Here is a 19,884-nt window from a genome sequence, read left to right as displayed (position 1 = left end):
CTGCTGGAGAGTGGGTGCCGGGGCCGTCTGGGGCTCGGGCGCCGGGACGGGCGCGGGCTCGGTCGGCGCCGCCTGTGGCTCGGTCGCGGCGCTCACGGGCGGCATCGGACCAGGAGCAGCAGCGTCCGTCGTGCTTGCCGGCTGGGCTGCAGGGACGGATGCCGCTCCGTGATGCGGCGCGGCCTCAGACGCCGGAGACTCGCCGCGGCCGGTCGCGGGCGCATCGGTGAGAGGTGCGGGGGCAGACGGGGCGGGTGCGGGCATCACCGTATGGTGGCGCCGGATGCGCCCTGCGCGATGGGGCCGGGCATCCGGCGCATCAGGGGTGCGCGTGGACGCATGGGACGGTATGGCGCTCTCGCCTGCGGCGTGTGCGGCGGGCTCGGTGCGCTTCTTCTCGGCCGGGGCAGCTTCGGCCTCCGTCGTGCGCGCCTCGGTCCCGGCGTGGTTGCCCGGGAGGGGAGCCGCATGCGTTGCGGCGTTAGGTTCACAGGATGCCGCGCGGTCCGGCATGGCGGGCGCGGCGGCAGATGATGCATATTCGATATCGGCCATCGCGATGCCAGGGGTCGACACAAGGGTCGTCATGCCGGCATTCGCGTGCTCGGGGTCGTAGATCACGGTAAGCGAGATGGCGGGTTTTGGCGCCTCGTCGGCGACGTTCTCGGCAGATTCGTCGTCGGTTGCAGCAACCTCTACGTTCTCGGTATCTTCTTTGGTCTCGGGATGGTCGGCGGGCTTTGTGTTGTCGGCTGCGGCTGCATCCTTGTCGGTGCCCTCGGCGCTGTTTCCTCCCTCGGGGCGACCGGTCGGCTGATCACCTGACGCAACGTTGGGAGCATGCTCATCCGCCGCATTCGCATGCATGTCCGACTGCACGGTGCCGGCAGCTTCCAGCGCCTCTGCGGGCGCCGCTTCCGGTGCGGCCGCCTCTTCGGGATCGGGCGCCGCCTCGGGCTCCGGCTCGGGACGCTTTGCACGGCGCGGCCTCACGGGCTTCAGGCCCTTGTCGGCCTTCTTGCGCTTCCACGGCTTGCCGGGTGCGGATTTCTGCTGCTTCTCGGGTGCGGCGAGCGCCTCGTCCCAGGCGGGCTGCGTCACGATCGTCGCGTAGATGCGGCCGCCCTTGAAGACGGTGAGCTCGACGAAGTCGCTGAGCGCCTCGAGCAGTTCGCGGGTGTCGTCGAAACCGAGGTCCGCGGCCCCCATCCGCTCCGCTTCGAGTACCTCCTCCACGCGCGGCATGAGCGTCTGCTTGCCGCAGCCGAGCGCTTCGGAGAGCAGCTGGTAGAAATAGATATGGTTGCCGAGCGAGAGCTTCGGCTTGGGATTCTGCATGGCCATGTGCCCCTCTAATCTTTGAGTTCGCATGTCATATTACCATCGTGCGCAGAGATGGTTTGCGGGGTGCGCCGGTCGGGGCGCGGCGCGACGAGTGCACCGGTTGCGTGTGGGGGGATGGCGCACGATGCGCGCGCATCTTGCCCGAACGGGGCGCGCCGGCCGCCCGAAGGCCAGTGTCCTTGGGCCGGCCGGCGCGATATTCGCTGTGTTCAGCTGCAGCGGTTCACTGAGGCCATTTCGGCCCGAGTCCCTGTGCGGTGCCCCTAGTCGGAGGTCTACGATTTCGCGGTGGTTCCGGTGTCGGTGGTGCCGGAGCTCGAGGTCCCCGACGAGCTCGAGGATTCTCCGCTCGACGTGCCTGTATTCCCCGAGGTGTTCGATCCCGTGCCCGTGGAATCCGTGCTGTCGGATGTGCCGGAGCCGGTCGAGGTGGAGTTGTCGGTCGTCCCGGTGTCGGAGCTCGAGTCGCCCGTGCCACTGGTACCGCCCGTGCTGCTCGAGCCTCCCGTACTGCCCGTATCCGTCGATGCGCCCTGCTGGCTGTCGGTCGAGGTCGTGCCCTGGTCCTGGGTGCCGGTGGATGCATTGGTGCTCGAGCTGGCATCAGTCGACTGGTCGGTGCTGGCGCTGTTGCCCGTGGTGCCGGTCGCGGCACCGCCCTTGCCGGAATCGGTGGGGTAGCTCTGGCTGTAGGTCGGCTCCTCGTCGGTTGCCTCTTTATCGGTGACGGTTGCCTGCGGAATGAGCGGCGGGGTCTTCTCGCCGATGCCCTGGCCCGCGGTGCCGATCAGGATGACCGCCGTCACGATGACGACGGCGGCCGCTGCGGCGACCACGGAGAACGCGATGACCTTCTTCTGGGTGACAGCCCGCTCGGCCGCCGCCTTCTCGCGGAGCTCGGAGGGGGCGATGCGCGCGCCGCGCACGCGCGTGCCGCCGAGGTCGGTCATGAGGTCTTCCGCCTGCTCACTGTGATGGCCGACGGTCATGTTCAGGATGTTCGCGTTTTTAATCTTGCGCGCGCTCTCGTCGAGGAAGCGACGGTAGAGCTGCGACGAGATGACGGTCACGATCGAGCTGACCGCCGCGCCGATGATGGAGCCGGCGATGCCGATGTAGGACGCGAGGGCCACCGACGTCGCTGCCGCGGCGGCACCGGCGATGACCTGGGCGCCCGACACCCCGTCGAAGAGCTTCGGCTTCGGGGGCTCGATGGCCTGGGTCTGCCCGATGGGGTCGGCGGGAATCGACGTGGTGTCCGCTTCGGTGCGGCGGTAGATGCGCGTGCGGTTACGCGATGTGTAATCGTCCATATAGTCGCTCATGGACGGATCCTCTCCTTTATATGGTGCAACGACCAAGCGGGGCGGCACGTGGCGCCCAGCGCTTCATCGATTCAGTGTCCTCTTTGATTTTGTACCCGTGCCGCCGATTGTGAAGCGGTGCGGGCGCATCAACAAAAAGAGGTGACACACGGGGAAATGTTATGAAGATAGGGGGTCGGGTTGACGAATGTCACGGGCTGCGAGGCGGTGGGGAGCGCGCGGAACACCGTGCGGGCGGGATGGGGTGACTCATAGGGGGTCCGTAAAACCTCGAGGGCGTACTTTCAGTACTTTTTCGAGACCCCTTCAAGTACACTTTAGTATGATAAAGCGCTCAACTGGGGAAACAATGCCGATTTTCAGCCGAATTGGAGCCGCTACTCAGAGGGTGCTGAAAAAAGTACTGAAAGTAGGCCCTCCTCGTTTCCAGAAGGAGGGTTTCCGGCGCAAAACGCCCGCGCGCACCCGATCAGAGCGTGAACATTAGCTCTCGAGCGGCGGCATGGGCTCCCAGGTCGCGTCTCGGTAGATCTTGCGCGCGTCGCGCATGCCGCGTATGAGCGACGGCACACCGGTTTTCAGGCTTTCGCGGTTCACCATCAGAAGGCGGATGATCTCTTTCGCGAAGGTCGCCGCGGTGCCGAGGCCGAACAGGAGCCGGTTGTAGTCGCCGTGGGCGCGGAAGTACTTCATCATGTAGCCGCGGTTGCGCATGATGTGGTAACGGTTCATGTCCGAGGTGCCGTTGAGCTGTCGCACCCCGGCGATGTCCCAGTTGGGGATATCGCGCGTGCGGGCGAGGATGATGTCGGAGACCACGATCGGCTCGCAGACCTTCGAGGCCAGGTAGCCGTAGACCGTGTCGTCCCAGTAGATGAAGAAGCGCGGGTCGGGCAGGCCGATTTTCGCCACGACGTCGCGCGAGAACAGGCCGCCCTCGAAGCACAGCGTGTTCATGGTGCGGTAGCCCTCCGGTCCGAATGCGGCGGGCGCGATGGGGTTGGGGATGCCGAGCGGGACGATAAAGTGGTACTGCCAGTAGAACGCGCCGCCATCGGAGTCGAGGCGCGAACCCTGGATGACCTGGTGGTCGTGCGTCCACGGCTCGAGCCGCTCGATGCCCTCGGGCATGACCATGACGTCGTCGTCCATGACCCAAAACCATGAGGCGCCGAGCTCCCAGGCGCGCCTGACACCTGCGGAGAAGCCGCCCGCGCCGCCGAGGTTGTCTGTCTGCGGGGCGTACACGACGCGCGTGACGCCGCCTTCCGCGTCAGGGGTTGCCGCGTCGACGCCCCAGAGCCCATCGGTTCTGCGCGCGAAGTCGGCAACCATCGACTCGGTCTCGGCTGAGTGCTCGTTGTCGACGATGACGATGCGCCATGGCGTGCGGGTCAGCGTGCAGAACGAGTCGAAGAGCTTGGCGAGCAGTTGCTGGCGCTTGTAGGTGACGACTACGATGGCGAGTTTGGGGATACCGGGTGCATCCGCCATGGGCGAGGAGGTGTGCGCGACCGTGCCGGCCGTGCTCATTTCGATGTCGCTCACGATGGTGCCTTCCTGGTCGAATCCGATGGGACGCTCGCGCGGAGCCGACGGGACCCGCGCAGATGCATCATATAGTATAGCCCGCAGGCGCCATCTGGCACCTGCGGGCATATCTGCGTGAGGTCCGCACACGCATGCGGCGCGGTGGGGGCTGTCTTGCGGCTCGATCACGCGACGCAAAGAGCCACGCGGCTAACTTTTGTGTTTACCGCCCCAGGGAGAGGTAGTGGTTCGCGCGCGCGACGAGCCAGTCGACGTCGAGCTCGAAGGGACAGTCGGTTGCCGTGAACGACTTGTGCACGTCGACGTTCTGGCCCATGACGAGCTGGCTCCAGCCCTTCTTGTGCGCAAGCGTCGCCATGAGCTTAGCGCTCGTGTCGAGTGTCTCGTAGGTCGCCGGGTGCTCGCGCGTGCCCACGTGCTCAATCGAGACGGTGCGGGTGTTCCAGTTCCAGCTGCCCACGCCCCAGGCGGTGTCCTCGAGGCGCACGTACTGGTGGATCCGCGTGCCGTCGACGCAGTAGTGCGCCGAGGCAGCGCGCCCGTTCGCATCGCCGAAGACCTCATCGACGCCCTCGATCGTATCGATCAGCGTCGTGTGGATGACGAGGCGCTCCCAATCGCGGCCCTCGCGGCCCGGCGTGTACTTCTGCGTGCCGATCCAGGTGATGTCCTGGTGGATGATGGCCTCGCCGGTGTTGCGGTCGAACAGGCAGGTGACGCCGTCGATGTCGCGCCAGCCGTACACCATGCGTCCGGTCACGGTGTCGTAGTAGACGGTCTTCGCGGTGCCGTCTGCGGTCGTGAGGTTCTTCCAGCCGTAGGCGACCGCGCCGGTCGTGTCGTCGAAGTACATCCAGCCCGGCTCGTCGCCGTGGCTGTCGTCGATGTAGCGCTCGCCGTGCGCCATCTGGCCGGTCGTGTAGTCGTAGAACACCCACTTGCCGCCATTGGAGGGCACGAAGCGGAAGCCCTTGGCCATCTCGCCGGTCACCGGGTCGAAGTAGTACCAGCCGCCATAGCGAAGATCCTCGCCCTTGACCATCGTGTAGTCATCGTCGATGCGGACCCACTTGCCGCCCGCGTCGCGGTCGGACTCGTCTTTCGGGATGAAGACGTCCTTGCCGTGCGCGATCGTCCCGTCGGCGTCCGCCCAGTACCACTCGTTCGTCGCGCTGTCGAAAAACGCATGCTCGCGCACGTAGGAGCCCTGCTCGAACCAGTAGCGCTCGCCGGTGTCGGGGTCGGTCACGAAGACGCAGTCGGCGGGCTTGCCGTCGAGGTAGTAGAGGCGCTCACCGGTGTCGGGGTCGGTGACCCAGCCGTCTTCCACGGCGGTTTCAGAAATCGGTGCCGTCTCGGGCACCGCATCGGTGGCGAAGGCGGGCGCGCCGAGGGCGGAGCAGGCGAGGGCGGCGCCGACGGCGAGCACCGCCAGCGAAGGCCGGATGAGAAGGTTGGTGCGGTCCATTGCGAGCCTTTCTGATCGAGGTGCCCGGCTCGGGCGATTTCGCTTCCAACCAGTGTAGCGCCTCGGGCGCAATCGCGAAAAGCCGTGGCCGCGGGGTTGATGCGGGTGGCACTACGACGCGTGCGGGCGCGCGGTGGGCGCGGCGCGCCTGCGGTATGATGGGGTGTGCTGATCAGATGACCTTCCGAGCAGGGGAGCGACACATGGAAGAGCTGTATTTCACAGGCATCGGGTCCGCTGCGGCGGGTACGGGCTCGAGCGATGGGTTTTTCCGCATCGCCGCCGCCACGCCGAGAATCCGCGTGGCAGATGTCGAGGGTAACGCCGAGGCGATCCTCGCGTGCGTGCGCGATGCCGCCGCGCGCGGCGTGGGCGCCCTCGTGCTGCCGGAGCTCTGTCTGTGCGGCTACACGTGCGCCGACCTGTTCTTGGACCGCACGCTCTTGCGCGCCTGCGAGCACGCGCTCGCGCGCCTGCTTGCGGAGACCAGCGACCTGCCGATCCTTTTCACCGTCGGTCTGCCCGTGGCGCGCGACGAGAACATCTTCAACTGCGCCGCCGTGTGCTGCGCCGGTAGGCTCCTCGGCCTCACGGTGAAGGAGAACCTGCCGAACTACAGCGAGTTCTACGAGCGCCGCTGGTTCGCCCCGGCGCCGCTCAACCCCATGGCGCCCGTGAGCTTCGCGGGGTCCCGTCCGGTCCCCATGGGCTCGGGGCTCGTGTACCGCTGTGGCGATCCCGGCATGGAGTCCGTGGTCATCGGCGTCGAGATCTGCGAGGACCTATGGGTGCCCGCGCCACCGTCCATCGCCATGGCGACCGAGGGCGCGGCGACGATCATCTTGAACCCGTCGGCCTCCGACGAGACCATCGGCAAGGCCGAATACCGCCGCGAGCTCGTGTGCGGCCAGTCGGCGCGTCTGTACTGTGCCTACGCGTATGCGGACGCGGGCGCGGGGGAGTCGACCACGGACCTCGTGTTCGCGGGCGAGAACCTGATTGCCGAAAACGGCAGCCTGCTTGCGAGGACCGACCTGTTCACCTGTGACATGGCGGTCGCCGACGTGGACCTCGACCGTCTGGGTGCCGAGCGCCGTCGCTCCACCACCTGGGCGCGCGACCCCCTCTCCAGGCGCAGCTTTCCAGCCGTGCCGTTCTCGTTTACGGGAGACGCCGGTACCGTTTGCGCCGACGCGCCGTGCGACGCCGCGGACGCCCCTGAGGCCGCCGGGGCACCTGAGTCTGCGCTCATGCGCTCCGCGCTCGAGATCGATCGCGTCTTCCCCAAAACGCCGTTCGTGCCCGCCGACCGCGGCGACCTGGCCGAGCGCTGCGAGACCATCTTCGGCCTGCAGGCGGCGGGTCTGTCCTCCCGCCTGGCGCACACGGGCACGACGCACGCGGTCATCGGCCTGTCCGGCGGGCTTGATTCCACGCTCGCCCTGCTCGTCACCGTGCGCGCCTTCGATGCGCTCGGGCTCGAGCGCACGGGCATCACGGCGGTCTCGATGCCGGGGTTCGGCACCACGCACCGCACGAAGGGCAACGCTGAGAGCCTCGCGACCTCGCTCGGCGTCACCTTCCGCGAGATCTCGATCCACGATGCGGTGGGGCAGCACTTCGCCGACATCGGGCACGACCCGAGCGTGACCGACGTCACCTACGAGAACAGCCAGGCGCGCGAGCGCACGCAGATCCTGATGGATCTCGCCAACCAGCTCGGTGCCTTCGTGATCGGCACGGGCGACCTGTCCGAGCTCGCGCTCGGCTGGGCCACCTACAACGGCGACCACATGAGTATGTACGCGGTGAACGCGAGCGTGCCGAAGACGCTCGTGCGGCACCTCGTGCGCTACGCGGCGGGGCTCTACGGCGGCGCGATCGAGCGGACGCTGCTCGACATCCTCGACACGCCGGTGTCGCCGGAGCTTCTGCCGCCCACGGGCGACGGTCAGATCGCCCAGCGGACCGAGGACCTCGTGGGGCCCTATGAGCTGCACGACTACTTCCTGTACCACCTGTTGCGCTTCGGCTTCACGCCGGGCAAGATCTTCCGCATGGCGTGCCGCTCCTTTGCGGGCGAGTACGACGAGAAGACGATCCTTTCGTGGTTGCGCGTGTTCTACCGGCGCTTCTTCGCCCAGCAGTTCAAGCGCAGCTGCCTGCCGGACGGGCCGAAGGTCGGCTCGGTCACGCTCTCGCCGCGCGGCGACTGGCGCATGCCCTCGGACGCCTCCGCGCGCCTGTGGCTCGCCGAGATCGACGCCCTGGAGGCGTGATCTCGAGCGCGACCGGTCCGCTTCGCTGTGTGCTTGCTGATGCGCTCGGGCGTGATGGCTGCGTCCGGCGCGGAAGCGCTACACTTTTAATCCCTGTGTCTGCGAGCCGCCGTATCGGCGGAAGAGGAAGGTGTCTGCCATGCAGTTTTCCCATCGTCTCGATCGATTCGGCGACGAGGTGTTCGCCTCGCTCAATCAGCGTCGTCTGGCGCTGGAGGCGCAAGGCCGCACCATCTACAACCTGTCGGTCGGCACGCCTGACTTCGCACCGTATGACCACGTGGTGTCCGCCCTGCGCGACGCCGCGGCCGATCCCACACAGTGGAAGTACAGCCTGGGCGACCTGCCCGAGCTGAAGCAGGCCGTGTGCGACTACTACGCGCGCCGCTTCGGCGTGGAGGGCATCACCCCCGACATGGTCGCTTCCTGCAACGGCACGCAGGAGGGCGTGGGGCACCTGGGCCTCGCGCTGCTCGATGCGGGCGATACGGTGCTCGTGCCCGACCCGTGCTACCCGGTGTTCGAGGCGGGCGTAAAGATCGCCGACGGCGAGCTCGCCTACTATCCGCTTGAGGCCGAGCATAACTTCCTGCCCTATGTGGCGGGTATCGACCCTGAGGTCGCGGACCGCGCCAAGTACATGATCGTGTCGCTGCCGGCAAACCCCGTGGGAAGCGTCGGCACCCCTGAGCTCTACCGCGAGATCATCGAGTTCGCCCGTGAGCACGACCTGCTCATCGTGCACGACAACGCCTACTCCGACATCGTGTACGACGGGCCGCGCGGCGGCAGCTTCCTGTCCTATCCCGGCGCGCTCGAGGTCGGCGTGGAGTTCTTCTCGCTCTCCAAGTCCTTTAACGTCACCGGCGCGCGCATCGGTTTTCTGGTGGGCCGCGCCGACGTGGTGCAGGCCTTCGCCAAGCTGCGCAGCCAGATCGATTTCGGCATGTTCTTCCCGATCCAGCGCGCCGCCATCGCCGCGCTCACCGGTCCGCTCGACGAGGTCGAGGCGCAGCGCATGAAGTACCAGGAGCGCCGCGACGCCCTGTGCGACGGGCTGGAGTCGATCGGGTGGGAGCGCCCGAACGCGCACGGCACGATGTTCGTCTGGGCGAAGCTGCCGGGTGGCCGCACCGACTCGATGGCGTTTTGCGAGGAGCTCATGGAGCGCGCGGGCGTGATCGTGACGCCGGGCGCGAGCTTCGGCCCGTCGGGCGAGGGCTACGTGCGCATGGCGCTCGTCCTGCCGCCCGAGGGCATGCGCGCCGCCGTTGCCGCCATCCGCGAGGCGGAGCTGTAGCGCCCGCGTCCGCGAAAAGTTGAGTTCCCATATGCCGAGCGCCGGGATGTTCCGGGCGCTCGGTTTTCATATCATCAGGGCACATCCATCTGTCATCATGACATGTACGAACAAGAAGAGTACCCTAGAATCTATCCCGTGGACCGCAGGTACGGACGGAAAGGCAGGGTCGTACATGATCAGTGACATGAACGCTTCCGATTGGTGGAAGCAGGCGGTTGTCTATCAGGTATATCCGCGCAGCTTTCGCGATGCGAACGGCGATGGCATCGGCGATATCCGCGGCGTCGTGAGCAAGATCGACTATCTGGCGCAGCTGGGTGTCGATGCCATCTGGCTTTCGCCCTTCTACCCCTCCGAGCTGGCGGACGGCGGCTACGACGTCATCGACTACCGCGATGTCGATCCGCGTCTGGGTACGCTGGGCGACTTCGATGACCTCGTCGCGGCGGCGCATGCGACGGGCATCAAGGTGATCGTCGACATTGTGCCGAACCACACGTCGAACAAGCACCGCTTCTTCCAGGAGGCGCTCGCCGCCGGCCCCGGGTCGCCTGCGCGCGAGCGCTACATCTTCCGTCCCGGGCGCGGCGAGGCGGGTGAGCTGCCCCCGAACGAGTGGAAGTCCTCCTTCGGCGGCTCTGCCTGGGAGCGGGTCGACGATGGCGAATGGTACCTGCACCTGTTCGCGCCCGAGCAACCCGATCTCAACTGGAAGCACCCGGATGTCCGCGCGGAGTTCGAACGCACCCTGCGCTTCTGGGCGGACCGCGGCGTGGACGGCTTCCGCATCGACGTGGCGCATGCGCTGGCGAAGGATCTCGACAGCCTGCCGCTCGAGGAGCTCGGGCGCGGGCGGGGCGCCGATGGGCTCGATCCGCTTTGGGATCGCCCGGAGGTCCACGAGATCTACCGCTCGTGGCGCCGCGTCTTCAACGAGTACGAACCGGCGCGCTTCGCCGTGGCAGAGGCGTGGGTGGTGCCTGAGCACCAGCGCTACTATGCGTCGACCGAGGAACTCGGCCAGGTGTTCAACTTCGAGTTCGCCAAGGCCGGCTGGCGGGCTGAAGATTTCCGCCGCGCCATCGAGGAGGGGCTTGCCTGCGCGGAGCTCTCCGGCTCCACGAGCACCTGGGTGCTCTCGAACCACGACGTGCCGCGCCACCCGTCGCGCTTCGGCCTGCCGCAGGTCGCCGCGCGCGTGCATCATCAGCTGGCGAACGACTGGCTGCTGCGCGACGGCGCGACCTATGTGGAGGACCGCGCCCTCGGCGCCCGTCGCGCCCGTGCGGCCCTGCTGATGGAGATGGGCCTTCCCGGGTCGGTCTATATCTACCAGGGCGAGGAGCTCGGCCTGTTCGAGGTGGCGACGATCCCCTGGGACCGTCTTGAAGACCCGCAGGCGCGCCGCACGGCCCATGGCGATGCCGTGAAGGGACGCGACGGCTGTCGCGTGCCGCTGCCCTGGAGCGCATCCGATAAGCCGGCACCCGCCCGCTGGGACGAGACGTTTGGCGACGGCGCGACGGGGTCGTTCGGCTTCTCGGCACCGGTCGCGGGCGTGCCGCGCACCGATGCGCCTTCCGCCCCGCACCTGCCGCAGCCGCTGTGGTATGCGGATTTCGCCGCCGACGTGCAAGAGGCCGATCCGTCGTCGATGCTTTCCTTCTACCGGCGCGTGCTCGCGCTGCGCTCCGAGCTGCTCGCGCCGACGGGCGACCTGTCGCTGACCTGGATGGAGCCGGAGGCGCTGGGTGCGCAGCCCGACCAGGTGATCGCCTTCGAGCGTCCGTGTGCGGATGGCAAGACGCTCGCCTGTGTGGTGAACTTCGGTGCGACGGACGTGCCGGCGCCTGCGGGCCAGCTGCTTGTTGCCTCGGGCGACCTGGCGCCCGATGGCTCGATTCCCACCGATACGGCGGCGTGGTTCGTCTGCTAGAGCCGTTTGACGCAAAACCCCGTCTCGGACGCCGACGGGGTTCTGCCCTTCGGATCTCGGTGTCCCGGGCAGATGCCTCGCGCCGAGATCCGGTCCGCGCCCGGCGCGATGGCGCAGGGCCCCGCGTCGGGCGCCGGGCGCGGACCCGTCCGGCGTCACGACTCGATAGGTGGCAATGCTTTGTTTTGCAGGCGCGTCTGCTGCCGACGGCGCGTACGTATTCGTCACGGGGTAGCATAGGGGGCGTAAAGAGATCTGCCCGGTGGCGAAGATGGGGATGACGATGGACGACGAGCGGTTGGATGTTGGCGCGCAAACGGGGCACGGGATCCCGACGACGGCGCTGGGGACGCGGCGGGCAGGCGCCCCGAGCGCGCCTGGCGGTGTGCCCGCCGCACCCGACGGGAGCGCGTCTTCTGGCGAGGGCGGTCGCTTCGCGGAGCTTATCGGCGTCCTGACCGACCGCCTCCCGTTAAACCTGCCCGACCGCTCCCGTAAGGATGCGGATGCGCCCGCCGGCGACACGGAGCGTCCCGGGCGCTCGCGGGCGACCGGCACCTTCCTCACCTACGCGCAGACGGCCTTCGACACGTTTGCCGAGCGCCCGCTGTGCGAGCTCGACTCCATCGTCTTCTCCTGGCTGTCGTACTACCGCCTGAGCGGGAAGATGCGCGCGAGTTGGCATGCGGACGGCATGCCGCTGCATGTGATGCTGCGCGCCGAGGAGTTCGACCAGATGTTCGGCACGAGCTGGGATCCCGCGGGCAGCCGGGACCTGCTGTTCGCCGTGTGCGCGAGCCCGCGCTTCCGCGCCTCGCGCCTCGTGGCGTTCGACTTCAAGACCGACCAGGCGACCGCCGAGCAGTTCGCCGCCATGACCTTTCTGCTCCCGGGCGGCGGGGCCTACGTCGCCTTTCGCGGCACCGATTCCACGCTCGTAGGGTGGCGCGAGGACTTCAACATGGCGTCGTTGTGCCCGGTGCCGGCGCAGCGCGAGGCGCACGAGTACCTCGAGCGCGTCGCGGCGCTGGTCGACGGGCCGCTGTATGTGGGCGGACATTCCAAAGGCGGCAACCTGGCGGTGTATGCCGCCGCCAGCGTCAGCCGCGGGGTGCAGGACCGTATCGTGCGCGTGTTCTCCCACGATGGGCCGGGCTTTCCGGCCGATTTCCTGGCGAGCGCGGGCTACCGGTGTATCCGGGGCCGTGTGGAGAAGACCGTGCCGAAGTCGTCGATTATCGGCCTCATCATGGATACCGAGCGCGACTTCGACGTGGTGGAGAGCGACGGCGTGTCGGTGCTGCAGCACAACCCGTTTCTCTGGGCGGTCGAGGGCAACGCGTTTCGCCGGGCTGACGGCCTGTCCGCCTCGTCGCGCTACCTCTCCTCGACGGTCACCGCGTGGATGAACCGCTTCACGCCCGAGGAGCGCGGGACCTTCATCGATACCCTCTTCAGCGTGATCGACGTCACCGGTGCCGTGCGCATGGCCGATATCCGCGAGGACTGGCGGGAGAGCCTGCCGGCGATGCACGACGCCTACGATGCGCTCGCGCCGGAGCAGCGCGCGTTCGTGGTGGATGTGCTGCGGGCGCTCGCGCGCGTGGCGACGATTGACCGTCTGGGATCGCGCGACAATTGAGCGCAGGCACGGCCCGGCGGCGTACGCGAGCTGTCCTCGGTGGCGTCATACCGCTATACTGACCGGGCTGACACGACATCTCGCAAGGAGTTCACCGCATGAAGATTAACCACGCCATCCTGCATATCCTCGACTTCGACTCCGCCGTGAACGTCATGAGCGCGCGCGAGCTCGACATCGACACGCGCGCGGTGAGGCAGTTCCTCACCTCGCACCTGCGCCGCGCCCGCACGAGCCCTGACAACCGCCGCGCCGCGTTCGCGGACTCCAGCGCGTTTGCCGGCGAGCTCAAGGCGTTTTTGTTCGGGGACCGCGACTTCATCGATCTCTCGCAGCAGATCGCCGAGTTCATCGGCGGCGAGCTCGCGAAGTGCGAGAAGCCCGAGTCGACCGACGTGGTCGTGGCCGACTTCGAGGACGATGACGACGTGCGCTGGTTCGCCATCCTGCTCATGACGAGCCGCATGGCCTTCATGCACGAGGTCGACCGCGAGGGCGGCGAGGTGCGCAACGACATCGCGCGCCACTACGCGATCCTGCCGAATCCCTCGCAGAAGGTATCGAGCTTCGCTGTGGTGCGCGCGAGCACGATGGAGGTCATGTACCAGGACAAGAAGCGCAAGATCGCCGGTGAGGACACCATGCTCATCCCCGACGGCCTGCTGCAGTGCGTGACGGGCGTGTCGGGCAAGGAGGTCATCGACACGGTGACGCGTATCGTGGAGGAGGTCGCCGAGGAGCACGGCGCCAACACCGCGGTGGCGCTCGCCCGCGCCAAGGAGGTCGTGGCCGAGCGCGTCGAGGAGGACGAGGAGCTCGCGCCCTGGGACCTGGCCGACGAGATCTTCGAGGACGAGCCGGCCATGAAGGAGCGCTTCGAGGCGGAGATGCGCGAGGAGCGCCTGCCCGAGCGCGTGCCGGTGGAGCGCTCGAACGTGGAGCGCGCGGCGGTGCGCAACCACAAGATCCGCACCGACACGGGCATCGAGATCACGTTCCCCGCCGAGATGCTGAAGAACACCGAGTACGTGCAGTTCGTGAACGAGCCGAACGGGCTCATCTCCATCGAGCTGAAAAACATCGGCAGCATCGAGAACCGCTAGGGGAGCGCGAGGGCGACCCCTTGCTACGACAATGTCTTCGTGCAAAAGGCACACGAGGGATGGCTTCGTGTGCCTTTTGCACGAAGACATTGAGGCGCACGTCTCCTTGGGGAAGCGTGCGCCTCAAGCGTTGCAAGGGGTTGTTTGCCTGCGAGTCCCTACAGGGTGCGCAGGGCCTCCTCGAGGCCGGTCTTGCTATCGGTCTTCGCGTCGCGCTGCTTGATGACGCGTGCCGGCACGCCCGCCACGACGGCGCCGGCGGGGACGTCCTCCACGCAGACCGCGCCCGCGGCGATGACGGCGCCCGCGCCCACGTGCACGCCCTCCAGCACCACGGCGTTCGCGCCGATCATGACGTCGTCCTCGATGATGACGGGCGTGGCGCTCGCGGGCTCGATGACGCCGGCGAGCACGGTGCCGGCACCCACGTGGCAGCGTTTGCCCACCGTCGCCCGTCCGCCGAGGACGGCACCCATGTCGATCATCGTGCCCTCGCCGATGACGGCGCCGATGTTGATGATCGCGCCCATCATGATGACGGCGTTGTCGCCGATCTCGACTTGGTCGCGGACAATCGCGCCGGGCTCGATGCGGGCGTTGACGCCCTTCAGGTCGAGCAGCGGCACGGCGGAGTTGCGGCAGTCGTTCTCGATGTCCACGCATGCGATCTCGTCCGCATGGGCCTCAAGCACGCCGGCGAGCTTCGTCCAGTCGCCGAAGACGACGCGGCCCTCAGGCGTGCCGTAGACGCGTGCGGACCCCCAGTCGATCTGGGCGCCGGGGCGCTCGCGCACATAGAGCTTCACGGGGGTCTTCTTCTCAGCCGATGCGATGAACTCGATGATCTGCTGGGCGTTCATGTGTTTCCTTTCTGGGTGGATGGGCGGCCCCGCGGCGCGACGCGCTTCTTCCTGAAGGAGGCGCGTCGCCTCGTGCCGCGGGGCGCAAAGTGGGGGGATGGACTAGAACATGAGCTCGTCGAAGGTGTAGAAGCCGGCGGGCTTGCCGACGAGCTTGGTCGCCGCCGCGAGCGCGCCGTTCACGAAGATCTGGCGGCTCGTCGCGCGGTGCGTGAGCGACACCTCCTCGTCGGGGCCGAAAAACGACACGGTGTGCACGCCGGCGACCGTGCCGCCGCGCAGGGCGTGCACACCGACCTCGTGCGCGTCGCGCGCCCCGCACATGCCGGAGCGTCCGTAGACCGGATGGAGCGCATCGTCCGCGCGCGCCTCCTCCACGGCCTCGAGCAGCATCTTCGCTGTGCCGGAGGGGGCGTCTGCCTTCTGGTTGTGGTGGCACTCGACGATCTCGATGTCGAAGCCGGGCAGCTCGCGGGTCGCCTGCGCGGTCAGGTGGCGCAGCGCCGCCACACCGATGGAGTAGTTGCCGGACCACACGACCGGCGCGATGTCGCCGAGGGCGCGCAGCTCATCGAGCTGCTCGGGCGCATATCCCGTCGTGCCGCTCACGAGTGCGCAGCCGCAGCGCCTCACGTAGGACACGACCGCCGGCAGGCACGCGACGTTCGAGAAGTCGATCAGGACATCGGCCGCAGGGGCCGTCTCGGCGGCGGCGAGGTCGAACCCGACCTGAGCCGCGACCTCGAAGGCGGGCGCGCCCGCGGCGTCGACCGCGCTCTCGGCGGTGGTGCGGATGAGGGTGCCCATGCGGCCCGCACCCATGATGGCGATCCTAATCAACGAGACCAGCTCCCTTCATCGAGGCGATAAGCCCCTCGCGCGCGGCGGCGCCCATGCGGCACAGCGGCAGGCGGAAGTTCGGCTCGCAGAGCCCCATGAGGGCGCATGCCTCCTTCACGGGGATGGGGTTCACCTCGGAGAAGAGCGCCCGCACGAGCGGAAGACCGGAGAGCTGGATGCGGCGGGCGCGCTCCACATCGCCTGCCAGGTAGGCGTGGGTCATCTCGCGCACGAGGGCGGGCTGCACGTTCGCCCAGACCGAGATGACGCCGGAGGCGCCGAGGCTCATGAGCGGCACGACCATGTCGTCGTTGCCGGAGAACATCTTGAAGGTCGGGCCGATCAGATGGGCGATGTCGGTCGCATAGGAGATGGAGCCGCTCGCCTCCTTGATGCCGAGGACGTTGTCGTGGCGGCTCAGCCGCTCTACGTTCGCGACGCTGATGGAGCAGCCCGTGCGGCCGGGCACGTTGTAGAGGATGCAGGGGATGTCCACCGCATCGAGCACCGTGGCGAAGTGGCGGTAGACGCCCTCCTCGTTCGCCTTGTTGTAGTAGGGCGTGATGAGCAGCAGGCCGTCGACGCCCAGACGCTGGTAGGCAAGGCTCTTCTCGAGCATGGTGCGCGTGTCGTTCGAGCCGGACCCGGTGATAACCGGGACGCGGCCGGCCACGCGCTCGACGACGAAGGAGGCGACGGCCTCGTCCTCCTCGTGCGTCATGGTCGAGCTCTCGCCTGTGGTGCCGAGCGGCAGCAGCGCATCGGTGCCCGCGGCGAGCTGGAAGTCGATCAGGCGGCCGAGCGCGTCGAAGTCGACGCTGCCGTCTTCGTGAAACGGGGTGATGAGGGCGACGATCGAGCCCTCGAGGTTGCGGATGTCCATGTGGTTCCCTCAGGTCAGGCGATGTTCGAGCCGCGTGCGATCAGGTCGCGGCCCAGGTCGGTGATATCGAGCGTGGCGAAGTAGTCGCGCGGCGTCTCGGCGCGGCGGATGAGCTCGCAGGTGCCGTCCGCGCGCAGCAGCACCTCGGCGTGGCGCAGGCGGCCGTTGTAGTTGTAACCCATCGAATAGCCGTGCGCGCCCGTGTCATGGATCACGAGCAGGTCGCCCCGCTCGATTTCGGGCAGCGCGCGGTCGTGAGCGAACTTGTCGTTGTTCTCGCAGAGATTGCCCACAATATCGTAGGTTCGGCTCGGTTCCCACGCGCTCTTGTCGGGACCTCCCGCCTGGCCCATGACGGTGATGTGGTGGTACGCGTCGTACATGGCCGGGCGGATGAGGTCGCAGGCGTTCGCATCGACGCCGATGTACTCCTTATAGATATGCTTCTCGTGGATGGCACGCGTGACGAGACACCCATAGGGCCCCATCATGAAGCGGCCCATCTCGCAGAAGATCGCCACGTCGCCCATGCCCGCGGGCACGAGAATGTCCTCGAAGGCGCGGCGCACGCCCTCGCCGATCTGCGCGATGTCGTTTGGCTGCTGGTCGGGGCGGTAGGGGATGCCCACGCCGCCCGAGAGGTTGATGAAGCCGATGTGCACGCCCCTCTCGCGCGCCAGGTCGCGGGCGAGCTCGAACAGGATGCGGGCGAGCGCGGGGTAGTACTCGTTCGTGACGGTGTTGCTGGCCAGGAAGGCATGGATGCCGAGCATTTCCGCCCCGCGCGCCGCGAGCATGCTGAAGGCCTCGCCCAGCTGCTCACGCGTCATGCCGTACTTCGAGTCGCCTGGGTTGTCCATGATGCCGTTCGCGAGCTGGAACAGGCCGCCGGGGTTGAAGCGGCAGCTGACGGTCTTGGGGATGTGGCCCGCGACCTGCTCGAAGAACTCGATGTGCGTGATGTCGTCGAAGTTCACGATGGCGTCGAGTTCGCGGGCGAGCCGGAAGTCCTCGGCGGGCGTGTCGTTCGACGAGAACATGATGTCGTGTCCGCGCATGCCGAGGGTCTCGGCGATCATGAGCTCGGTTGCGCTCGAGCAGTCGACGCCGCAGCCGTACTCGGCGAGGATGGAGATGAGGCGGGGGTTGGGGTTCGCCTTCACGGCGAAGTATTCCTTGAAGCCGGGGTTCCAGCTGAACGCGTCGAGCACCGCCTCGACGTTGCGCCTGATACCCGCCTCATCGTAGAGATGAAACGGGGTGGGGTAGTGCTCGGCGATCTCGACGAGCTGGTCTTTCGTCACAAACGGGTGCTTGACCACGTGGTCCTCCTTGATAGCGCTCCTGCACATGCAGACAGTTCCGCGGGTATTTCCCGCGACCCCACCCGGTTCGCCGCGCCCGGCGCCCGAGTTCGGCGGGGTTGCCTCCGTGCAGGGTCTGCGCCCGCCGGCTCGTCTGCACCTCTTCGCGCCCGCTACCTCTATCGAATGGGGGAATGCTATCATGAACGCGCTTTGCCCAACAAGAGTGGACGCTGCGGCGATACATATTGGAAACGTAGGGGTGCCGGCTCGCGAAAGGGTGCACGGCGGGGCGTTTTGGTGCGGGATCCGGCGGTTCGCGCGTCTTCGGAGCCGCTTCGGAAACGAGGAGGGCCCACTTTCAGTACTTTTTCAGCGGCCTGTCGAGTAGAGCGCGTTTTCGGATTTGCGAGCGCCGACAAAATCGCAGGTAGAAGGCTCGGCCAGATGTGGGCACTTCCAGGTCTACTCGGAGGGCCGCTGAAAAAGTACTGAAAGTGGGCCCTCGAGGTTTTCCGAAGGGGTTCCGTGGTCGCTTGGGCACGATAAGATAGCCGTTTTGGCCGTCTTACGGCCGGCTGCGCTCGGTCGGTTTTATCACGCGTCGCGCGGCACTGCTTCGCGCCGCTATACTGCAAGGTACCGTTGGCGAGGAGAGGGCCATCTATGGACGTGGATATCGATACGACAGCAACCGAGCAGGATTTGGAGATGCTGGTGCGCTTCCGACGCGACCTGCACCGCATCCCCGAGCTTGATTACGACTTGCCGCAAACGAAGCGCTACGTGCGCGATGTGCTCGAGACGCTGAGCTGCCAGGTGTTCTCGCCCAGCCCGAGCTGCATCTGCGCGCTGTTCGATGCGGGCTGCGCGCGCACGATGGCGATCCGTGCCGACATGGATGCGCTGCCCATCACCGAGGCAACGGGCGTGTCGTTCGCCTCGGAGAATGAGGGCCGCATGCATGCATGCGGCCACGACGCGCACATGGCCATGGCCCTCGCGGTCGCCGTGTGGGTAGACGGGATCGTCCGCGCGCGACCGGGCGCCCTGCCGAGAAACGTCCTGTTCGTGTTCCAGCCCGCCGAGGAGACAACCGGCGGTGCGAAGCGCGTCTGCGAGTCAGGCGTGTTCAAGCGCTGTCAGGTGGAGCGGATCTTCGGCTTCCACGTGTGGCCCGACCTGCCCTGGGGCACGCTTGCCTCGCGTCCCGGTGCACTGCTCGCGCGCTCGAGTGAGACGCACATCGTCATCCACGGGCAGAGCACGCACATCGCGAAGACCTATGGGGTGTCCGATACGGACAGCCATGATGCGGCTCTCGCGGCGGCGCGCTTTCTGGTGAGCGAGCGCTGGCTCATGCGCAGGCTCTCGCAAGACGAGCCGGCGATCTGCCAGTTCGGCCAGGTCCAAGCGGGGACGGTTTGCAACGCGGTGGCCGGCGAGGCGCGCCTGGCGGGCAGCCTGCGCGTGTTCTCGGATGCGATGTTCGATCAGGCGAAGGTGGAGATCAAGACGCTTCTGGACGAGGCGTGCACGGGATGCGGCTGCACCGGCGAGGTGACGTTTGCGGAGGGCTATCCGCCCGTGACGAACGACCCGGTGCTGTATTCGCTTGCTGCCGATGTTCTGCCCGAGCTCACACTCGTCGAGGAACCGCTCCTCATTGCAGAGGACTTCGCGTTCTACCAGCGAGAGCTACCTGGCGTCTTCTTCCTGCTCGGCGTCGGTGCGCCGGCAGGACAGGTGAATGTGGGGGAGGAGGCTGCTGCGGGCGGCCTCGGGTATGCGACGTGCGCCCTGCACGGGGACACCCTCATGTTCGATGAGCGCGTGCTGCTCGAGGGCGTATCGGTCTACAAGCGGCTGGTGATGATGCCGTAGGTGTACCTTGCATCGGCCGAATAAAGGAGGGGCCACGCAAAGTGAACTGCCTTCCATTTCTTGGACATGGAAATAGAGGTCCGAGAGATGGGAGGCTTTCATGTCCATCGACCTGCGGTGCAGGCACGACCGGAGGCTCAGGGAGCTCGCCGCGGAGCTGTT

13 protein-coding genes and 1 pseudogene are annotated in these 19,884 nt (G+C 67.2%); 6 read left to right on the top strand and 8 right to left on the bottom strand.

The genetic code is table 11. From position 1 onward, the window contains the following. The 4 genes and pseudogenes from H6A21_RS09435 to H6A21_RS09420 all read right to left on the bottom strand — a co-directional run. Positions 1–1,338, bottom strand: a pseudogene (locus H6A21_RS09435) (hypothetical protein); the annotation flags it as partial. 281 nt (positions 1,339–1,619) lie between these two features. Further along, positions 1,620–2,669, bottom strand: a complete 1,050-nt coding sequence (locus H6A21_RS09430) for a hypothetical protein (RefSeq protein WP_204562490.1) — start codon at positions 2,667–2,669, stop codon at positions 1,620–1,622. Positions 2,670–3,152: 483 nt separating this feature from the next. Next, entirely contained in the window at positions 3,153–4,217 is a 1,065-nt protein-coding gene (locus H6A21_RS09425; protein WP_342636096.1) for a glycosyltransferase, read from the bottom strand. A gap of 205 nt (positions 4,218–4,422) precedes the next feature. Beyond that, the gene (locus H6A21_RS09420) at positions 4,423–5,688 is read right to left on the bottom strand and encodes an N-acetylmuramoyl-L-alanine amidase (RefSeq protein ID WP_204562489.1); all 1,266 of its coding nucleotides are present in this window, start codon (positions 5,686–5,688) and stop codon (positions 4,423–4,425) included. 203 nt (positions 5,689–5,891) lie between these two features. Here H6A21_RS09420 and H6A21_RS09415 point away from each other — a divergent pair, with 203 nt between their 5' ends. From H6A21_RS09415 to H6A21_RS09395, 5 genes are all read left to right on the top strand, one after another. Beyond that, complete coding sequence (locus H6A21_RS09415; protein WP_204562488.1) at positions 5,892–7,967, top strand: NAD(+) synthase; 2,076 nt, start codon at positions 5,892–5,894, stop codon at positions 7,965–7,967. A gap of 139 nt (positions 7,968–8,106) precedes the next feature. Beyond that, on the top strand, positions 8,107–9,267 hold the full coding sequence (locus tag H6A21_RS09410) for a pyridoxal phosphate-dependent aminotransferase (protein ID WP_204562487.1): 1,161 nt from the start codon (positions 8,107–8,109) through the stop codon (positions 9,265–9,267). A 175-nt stretch (positions 9,268–9,442) separates the two neighbouring features. Next, positions 9,443–11,206, top strand: a complete 1,764-nt coding sequence (locus H6A21_RS09405; RefSeq protein WP_204562486.1) for a glycoside hydrolase family 13 protein — start codon at positions 9,443–9,445, stop codon at positions 11,204–11,206. A gap of 271 nt (positions 11,207–11,477) precedes the next feature. Continuing rightward, positions 11,478–12,848, top strand: coding sequence for an Mbeg1-like protein (locus tag H6A21_RS09400; protein ID WP_239462792.1), 1,371 nt, complete (start codon positions 11,478–11,480; stop codon positions 12,846–12,848). Between the two features lie 98 nt (positions 12,849–12,946). Beyond that, the gene (locus H6A21_RS09395; RefSeq protein ID WP_204562485.1) at positions 12,947–13,951 is read left to right on the top strand and encodes a nucleoid-associated protein; all 1,005 of its coding nucleotides are present in this window, start codon (positions 12,947–12,949) and stop codon (positions 13,949–13,951) included. A 158-nt stretch (positions 13,952–14,109) separates the two neighbouring features. On the opposite strand, the gene dapD is transcribed toward H6A21_RS09395, so the two are convergent. The 4 genes from dapD to H6A21_RS09375 all read right to left on the bottom strand — a co-directional run bounded on the left by dapD (position 14,110) and on the right by H6A21_RS09375 (position 17,856). Then, positions 14,110–14,811: a 2,3,4,5-tetrahydropyridine-2,6-dicarboxylate N-acetyltransferase gene (gene dapD, locus H6A21_RS09390; RefSeq protein ID WP_204562484.1), complete on the bottom strand. Its 702-nt coding sequence runs from the start codon at positions 14,809–14,811 to the stop codon at positions 14,110–14,112. A 102-nt stretch (positions 14,812–14,913) separates the two neighbouring features. Then, the gene (dapB, locus tag H6A21_RS09385) at positions 14,914–15,651 is read right to left on the bottom strand and encodes a 4-hydroxy-tetrahydrodipicolinate reductase (protein WP_239462791.1); all 738 of its coding nucleotides are present in this window, start codon (positions 15,649–15,651) and stop codon (positions 14,914–14,916) included. After that, complete coding sequence (gene dapA / locus H6A21_RS09380; protein ID WP_204562483.1) at positions 15,644–16,534, bottom strand: 4-hydroxy-tetrahydrodipicolinate synthase; 891 nt, start codon at positions 16,532–16,534, stop codon at positions 15,644–15,646. The genes dapB and dapA overlap by 8 nt, the downstream gene beginning before the upstream one ends. A 14-nt stretch (positions 16,535–16,548) precedes the next feature. Then, positions 16,549–17,856, bottom strand: a complete 1,308-nt coding sequence (locus tag H6A21_RS09375; RefSeq protein WP_342636095.1) for a diaminopimelate decarboxylase — start codon at positions 17,854–17,856, stop codon at positions 16,549–16,551. Positions 17,857–18,504: 648 nt separating this feature from the next. Between H6A21_RS09375 and H6A21_RS09370 the strand changes: the two genes are divergently transcribed. After that, positions 18,505–19,722, top strand: a complete 1,218-nt coding sequence (locus H6A21_RS09370) for an amidohydrolase (RefSeq protein WP_204562481.1) — start codon at positions 18,505–18,507, stop codon at positions 19,720–19,722. The last annotated feature ends 162 nt before the right edge of the window (positions 19,723–19,884 follow it).

The organism is Collinsella tanakaei, from assembly GCF_016902615.1.
GTDB lineage: Bacteria > Actinomycetota > Coriobacteriia > Coriobacteriales > Coriobacteriaceae > Collinsella > Collinsella tanakaei_A.
The sequence above is the reverse complement of the archived record's forward strand: the minus strand, read 5'-3'. Positions and strand labels throughout refer to the sequence as shown.